Here is a 6,744-nt window from a genome sequence, read left to right as displayed (position 1 = left end):
GTGGCGCTGGGGGACTTCGTGGGCCTGCTGAGCGGCACTGGGGCGCGCAGGCCCGCGTGACGTCCGTGCCCGCGCAACCCGCGGAGATGGGCTCCACCTGGGCGGACACCTCGCGGCTGGAGGCGGAGACGGGCTTCCGCCCGCGCGTGTCCGCGGACGCGGGCGTGGCCCGGCTGGTGGCGTGGTACCGCGAGTGGACGGGCACCGCCCGCTGAAGCCGTGCGTGAAAAAGGCGGCGGGCGCCGCCCGGGGCTCGTGAAGACCCCGGCCGACGCCCGCGCGTCCTCAAGTGCCGGGTGAAGGGGCTACGGCAGCACCGCGAGGAAGCCTTCGACGAAGGCGTTGTTGTCCTCGCGCAGCTCCATCACGGACTGCTGCGAATCCACCAGCGCGCCCAGGTAGAACAGCCCGGAGCCCTGGCCGTCCGGCAGCGAATACGCGGACGTGCTGAGCGAGCGCGTCGTGCACTGCCGCGCGCCCAGCGCGTCCACGGTCAGGCTGCCCAGGGACACCTGGGAGGTGAGCGTTCCGGCGCCGGGGAGGCTCAGCGTGGACTGCGTGGAGAGGATCAGCTCCACCTGGCTGCTCCAGTCCAGGTCGCTGGTGCCCTGGTTGCAGATCGTCACCTGCGTGGTGAACAGCTCGCCCCTCCGCACGGAGAACGGCGCGGTGACCTGCGTGACGACCAGGTCCGGCGCGTTGCCCACGCCGATGCGGCCCCGCACGAAGGTGTCGTTGTCCGTGCGCAGCTCGTCGAGGTACCCCGCGCCGTCCACCGCGGCGCCCAGGAAGAAGGCCGCGGACGGCGAGGCCCCCTGCGGCAGGGCGACCTGGAAGCTCTCCTCGCGCGTGGCGCACGCGTTCACGGGCAGGGCCGGAATCTCCACGATCCCCAGCCGCGCCACGCTGGGGGACGACTCGATGGAGCCGCCGTACCACGGCGCCTGCGACAGCGTGGGCTCCGTGGAGATGACGATGGACACCGTGCGCGACATCGAGGGCATCGTCCCCTGGTTGCAGACGGTCACGGGCACCGTCATCGCCGAGGATTGCTGGACGCTGGCCGGTCCCCCCATCGCGGTGATGACGAGGTCCGGCGCGGCCCCCACGGCCATGCGCTCCGGGCTGATGAAGGTGTTGTTGTCCTCGCGCACCTCGCCCAGGGTCGCGTTCGGGTCCAGGGTGATGCCGACGTGGAACAGCTGGCCCTCCATCCCCGGGCCACCGCCGTGGACAAAGGCTTCCACGGGGAAGGTGACACAGGCGTGCGCCCCCACCTGCGGGAGGGACACGTCCGCCAGCAGCTCTTCATAGGGCGGCGGAGGCGCCCCCGGCGAAGGCTGAGGCAGCGAGGGGGTCGTGAGCAGGTGCAGCGTCGCCCGCGTTCCGGACGACGTGGGCTGCGCGCCCTGGTTGCAGACCGTGACGGTGGCGGTGAAGGGCAGCCCGGGCAGCACGCCGGAGGGTGCCGTCAACGCCGTGGCGACCAGGTCCGGCCCGTTGCCAATGCCCAGCCGTCTCCCGACGTGGACGTTGTTGTCATGGCGCAGCTCGGGCTGGCCCGGGTTCGGGTTCACGACGGCGCTCAGGTACACGGGCTGCTCCGGGGAGGCTCCCGGCGGAAACATGGAGGACATCGTCCGCGTCAGGTTCGTGCACTGGCCCGCCTGGAGCGCCCCCACGGTGCCCTCGGCCAGGATGAACTGGTTGGGAGCGGGGAACGGCGCAGGAGTCTCCTGTGCCGGCAGGTTCCAGGTCTCGTCCGTGGACACGATGAACACGACCTGGGCGTAGTTCGAGGGCTCGGTGCCCACGTTGCAGACGCGCGCGCTGGCGGCGAACGACTCCGACGGCGCGACGGTGTCCGGCGCCTCCAGGGAGGTGATGCTCAGGTCCGGACCGGAGCCCACGCTCATCACGCCCGCCACGCGGGTGTTGTTGTCCTCGCGCAGCTCCTGCATCAGGGCGTACGGGTCGACGATGGCGCCCAGGTACAGCGGCTGCGACGGAGGAGCGCTGTACGGCCGCGTCGCCTGGCCGCTGAGGTCCTGCGTGAGGCACGCTCCCGCGTCCAACGGGGGCACGTCCAGCAGGCCCACGAACGACCGGGTGTCATTGGACGGAGGCGGGCCCCCCTGCGAGGACGGCGCCTGCAGGACGTCCTCCGTGCTCAGGTAGACCTCCACGGGGACCGTGTTGTTCATCGCCTGCGTCCCCACGTTGCAGACCTTCACCCGGGTGGTGAATGTCTCGTTCTGCCGCGCGCTGGCGGGTCCCTGGAGCTCCGCGACGACGAGGTCGGGCCCGTTGCCCATGCCCACCAGCCCCGCGGCGAAGCCGTTGTTGTCCACGCGCGTCTCCTGCGCCTGGGTGGTGACGACCGCGCTCAGGTTCCAGGTCTCGGGGATGAGCGCAGGGCCCGCCGGGTACGGGCGCATGGCCTGGAAGGTGGCGCTGCGCGTGACGCACTGCCGGGGATTCAGGGGCGCGGACGACGTCACGTGGCCCTGGAAGCCGTAGCCGGGCACGGGGTTGGTGTACTGCGAGGGCTCCAGCACCGGGGGCGCCGCGTCCAGGGAGAGGAACAGCGAGACGCCGTGGTCGGGCACGGGGTCGAGCCCCACGTTGCAGACCGTGTAGCTGGCGGTGAAGGACTGGCCGTCCCGGAGGTTCGCGGGCGCCTCCACGTCGGTGACGACGAGGTCCGGGGCCGTTCCCACGCCCACCCGGCCCTGGGTGAAGACGTTGTTGTCCTCCCGCAGCTCCTGGGTCATCCGGTCCGTGTCGATGGCCGCGCCCAGGAACAGGGCCTGGCCTGGCCGGGCATCCGAGGGCAGCGACGCGTGGGCGTTCACCGGCACCGTCGTGCACTGACCGGCCTCCAGGAACGACACAGTCGTGCCGCCCACGGGGACCTGGGTCCGCGTGGACGTCGGCCAGAGCTGCGTCGGGAAGTCCACCGCGTCCTGCGTGGAGAGGAACAGCTCCAGGTGGGTGGAGCCGCCCACGTATTCGGTGCCCACGTTGCAGACCCGCGCTTCGACGGGGAACGAACCGTAGGGCGCGACGTTGGCGGGCGCCTTCAGCGACCGCACCACCAGGTCGGGGCCGTTGCCCAGGCCCACCAGTCCCTTCACGAAGGTGTTGTTGTCCTCGCGCAGCTCCGGTTCGTACGGTGAGCCCGACACGGTCGCGCCCAGGTACAGCGGCGCGCCCGGCTGCCAGCTGGAAGGCGCGAACGACGTGCCGGAGAGCTTCACCGTGGTGCACTGGCCGGCGTCCAGCCCCATCAGCGTCTGCGTGGCGCCGAGGTCGGTCTCGGTGGTGGGCGACGGGTTCTGCGGGGCCGGGGTCAGCGACGGCTGGGTGGCCAGGCGCACCGCGACGGTCGCCTGCGAGCTGAACTCCGTGCCCACGTTGCACACCGTGGCGGACGTGCTGGCCTGGGCTCCCTGGCGGAAGCTGGAGGACCCCACCACGTCGGTCACCACCAGGTCGGCTCCGGTGCCCACGCCCATGCGGCCCGCGACGTACGCGTTGTTGTCCTCGCGCAGCTCAGGCTCGTACCCGGCGGCATCGACGATGGCGCCCACGTACAGCGGCTGCGTGGGCAGGTAGGCGTCCGGGGGACGCTGGGCGGTGGCCTGCGCCCGGACCAGGATGCAGCCGCCCGCATCGAGCAAAGGCACGAAGGCCTCGCCCACCTTCACCTGCGACAGAGACGGCGAGCCGGGCCCCGGGATGCTCAAGGTGGCCTGGGTGGAGAGGAAGATCTCCGCCTGCGTCGACGAGGCGACCTGGGTCCCCACGTTGCAGACGCGCACGTCCGCGAGGAAGCCCGTGGCGTCGCGGACGTTGGCGGGGGCCTTCACCTCGGTGACCACCAGATCCGCTCCGTTGCCCACGCCCATCAGGCCCCGGACGAAGCCGTTGTTCGTCTCGTTCAGCTCCTGCACCTGCTGGCCGGTGTCGACGCTGGCCCCCAGGTAGAGGGCGGTGGTGGGCGTCTGGCTGGGAGGGGACATCGCATATCCGGACACGGTGCTCGTGACGCACGCTCCGGGGTCCACCGGCCCCACGTCCACCTCGCCCACGGTGACCTGCTCGGAGGTGGGCGGGCTATCCGGCGCGGGCACCTGCTGCGTGGGGGTCGTGGACAGGTACACCTGCAGGAGCGTGGGCCCGCCGTAGGGGAAGGCGCCGGTGTCACCCCGGTTGCAGACCTGCGCGGTGACGGTGAGGGGTCCCCCTGGCGGACGCTCTGGGGCGCGTCGAGCCGGGTGATGACCAGGTCCGTTCCCTGGTCCAGGGAATGGCTTTGACCGCGGGTGAGCTTCGCGTCGGACGACGCGCCCTCGCTTCCGCAGCCGGTGACGACGAGCGTGCCCGCGATGAGCAGACACGCGCGTCTCCATGACGGCGATGGCCGTGACATGAGTTCTCCTTGGGGATGGGTGAAGTCCTCGAAGCACAGGCCGCCAGGCCCGGCTCGGCGCCACGGGACATCCAGGGGAGTCCCTCAACGGCGCAATCCCTATGAAATTCAAACCAGTCACGACGAAAGCGCGCGGACTTGAAAAGACAAACACCGGCCGGGGTGCGGGTGCACCCCGGCCGGCAATTCCATGCCAAGGAATTGGGAATGCCGAGTGCGAATCCCTTACTGGGCCTGCCCGATGGACGTCGCCATCGTCAGCGCGTTGTTGTCCTCACGCACCTCCAGCAGCGCGTTCGGCGCGTCGACGAGGGCGCCCAGGTAGAGGGGCTGTCCGGGCGTGGCCGCGGGGGGCCGGACCAGGGAGCCCTGCACCGGCAGCGTGGTGCACTGGCCCACGTCCAGCGAGGACACCATGACGCCGCCCACGGGCAGCTGGACCTGGGTGAACGGCGGCTGGCCCTGCCCGGGCGTGTAGAGGGCCGTCTCCGTGGAGATGACCAGGTCCAGCGGCACGGAGCCGTACAGGGACATGTTGCCCTCGTTGCAGACCTGCACCTGCGCGGTGAAGGCGCTGTACTGCGGTAGGCCCGTGGGCGCCGTCACCGAGCGGACCACCAGGTCCGGGCCGCTGGCCACGACGATCCGCGACGTCACGCGGGTGTTGTTGTCCTCGCGCAGCTCCACCACCTGGTTGGCGGGGTCCACGCGGGCCCCCAGGAGGCGGGGCGTGCTGGGGTCCGCGGTGGGCGCCGCGGACGCGGAGCCGCTCACGGGCGTGGACACGCACTGGCCCACGGCGAGCGGAGGCAGGGAGGCCCCGCCGACGGGGGACTCCGCATACGGCGGAGGCGGGAACACCGTGGACAGCGTCTCCTCCTGGGTCAGGACGCCCATCACCTGCGAGGGCCCCGCCGCATCGGTGCCCACGTTGCAGACCGTTACGGTGAGGGTGAGGGGACCGTTGGGGATGGCGCTGGCGGGGCCGGTGACGTCCGTCACCACGAGGTCCGGGCCATTGCCCACGGTGATGGGGCCGGCGACGCGCGGGTTGTTGTCCTCGCGCAGCTCCACCTGCTGCTGGTTCACGTCCGCCTGGGCCACCAGGTACAGCGGCTGCGTCGGCGAGGCCTCCGGCGGGAGGACGGCGTACACCGTCTTCGGGTACAGCGCGCAGGCGCCCGGCGACAGCGACGACACCTCCACCGTGCCCACCTGCACCTGGGACGGCGGCGGCGGGCCCTGCACGGGCGGCGTCACGGTGGGCGTGGTGGACAGGAAGAGGCCCACCGTCGAGGGCGGCGCGAAGTCGTTGCCCTCGTTGCAGACCTTCACGTCCGTCCAGAACGAGGTGGAGGACTTGAGGCTCGCGGGCGCCGTCAGCGTGCGCACGACGAGGTCCGGGCCGGACCCCAGGCCGAAGCGGGACAGCGGGGACACGTTGTTGTCCTCGCGCAGCTCCTGGAACGACGCCATCGGATCCACGATGGCGCCCACGTACAGCGTCGGGTTCGGCATGACCGTCCCGCCCGGCACGTTGGGGGTGCCGTTCAACAGGCGGGTGACGCACTCGCGCGGCTCCAGCGCCGGCACGGTGAGCGTGCCCATCGGAATGCGGGACATGGGCGGCGGGCCCGCGACGACGCTCAGCGACGGCTCATTCGTGACGTACACCTCCATGGGCACGTCGGAGGACCGCGTCGTGCCCACGTTGCAGACCTTCGCGGACACCGTGAACGGCCCGGAGAGCGGCGCGTTGGTGGGGGCGTCCAGCGTGACGACGGTGAGGTCCGGTCCGTAGCCCACGCCCACGAGCGTGTCCGCGCGCGTGTTGTTGTCCTCGCGCAGCTCCATCACCTGGTTCGGCATGTCCACGACGGCGCCCAGGTACAGGGGCTGCTCGGGAGGGCTCATGGGCGGAGGGGTGGCGGAGCCCTGCACGGTGCCGGTGGTGCACTGGCCGGTCGCCAGCGCGGGCACGCTGAAGTTCCCCACCGGCGCCTCCGTGTAGGGGCGGGGGCCCGGCCCCCGGGCCGCCAGCGACGGCGCCGTGGACAGGAGCACCATCACGTCGGCCGGGTTGGACGACGCGGTGCCCGTGTTGCACACCGTCACCTTCGCCTGGAGCGGGTCGCCCGGGCGCACGCTCGCGGGGCCCGTCACGGCGCGGACGGTGAGGTCCGGTCCGTAGCCCACGCCCACGCGGCCTGCACGAACGCGTTGTTGTCCTCGCGCAGCTCCATCACCTGGTTCGCCCCGTCCACGAGGGCGCCCAGGTACAGCGGGGCGCCGGGCGTCGCGGCGGGAGG

2 protein-coding genes and 1 pseudogene are annotated in these 6,744 nt (G+C 71.8%); 1 reads left to right on the top strand and 2 read right to left on the bottom strand.

Annotated elements, in window-relative coordinates; all coding sequences use genetic code 11:
• Window positions 1-215 (top strand): annotated as a pseudogene (locus ACLEQD_RS33860) (capsular biosynthesis protein CpsI); the annotation flags it as partial.
• A gap of 90 nt (window positions 216-305) precedes the next feature.
• Here ACLEQD_RS33860 and ACLEQD_RS33855 read toward each other — a convergent pair.
• The gene (locus ACLEQD_RS33855) at window positions 306-4,166 is read right to left on the bottom strand and encodes a CARDB domain-containing protein (RefSeq protein WP_410389741.1); all 3,861 of its coding nucleotides are present in this window, start codon (window positions 4,164-4,166) and stop codon (window positions 306-308) included.
• 494 nt (window positions 4,167-4,660) lie between these two features.
• Complete coding sequence (locus ACLEQD_RS33850; protein ID WP_410389739.1) at window positions 4,661-6,631, bottom strand: CARDB domain-containing protein; 1,971 nt, start codon at window positions 6,629-6,631, stop codon at window positions 4,661-4,663.
• Between the last annotated feature and the right edge of the window lie 113 nt (window positions 6,632-6,744).

The organism is Corallococcus sp. 4LFB, from assembly GCF_046520365.1.
GTDB classification, from domain to species: domain Bacteria; phylum Myxococcota; class Myxococcia; order Myxococcales; family Myxococcaceae; genus Corallococcus; species Corallococcus caeni.
The sequence above is the reverse complement of the archived record's forward strand: the minus strand, read 5'-3'. Positions and strand labels throughout refer to the sequence as shown.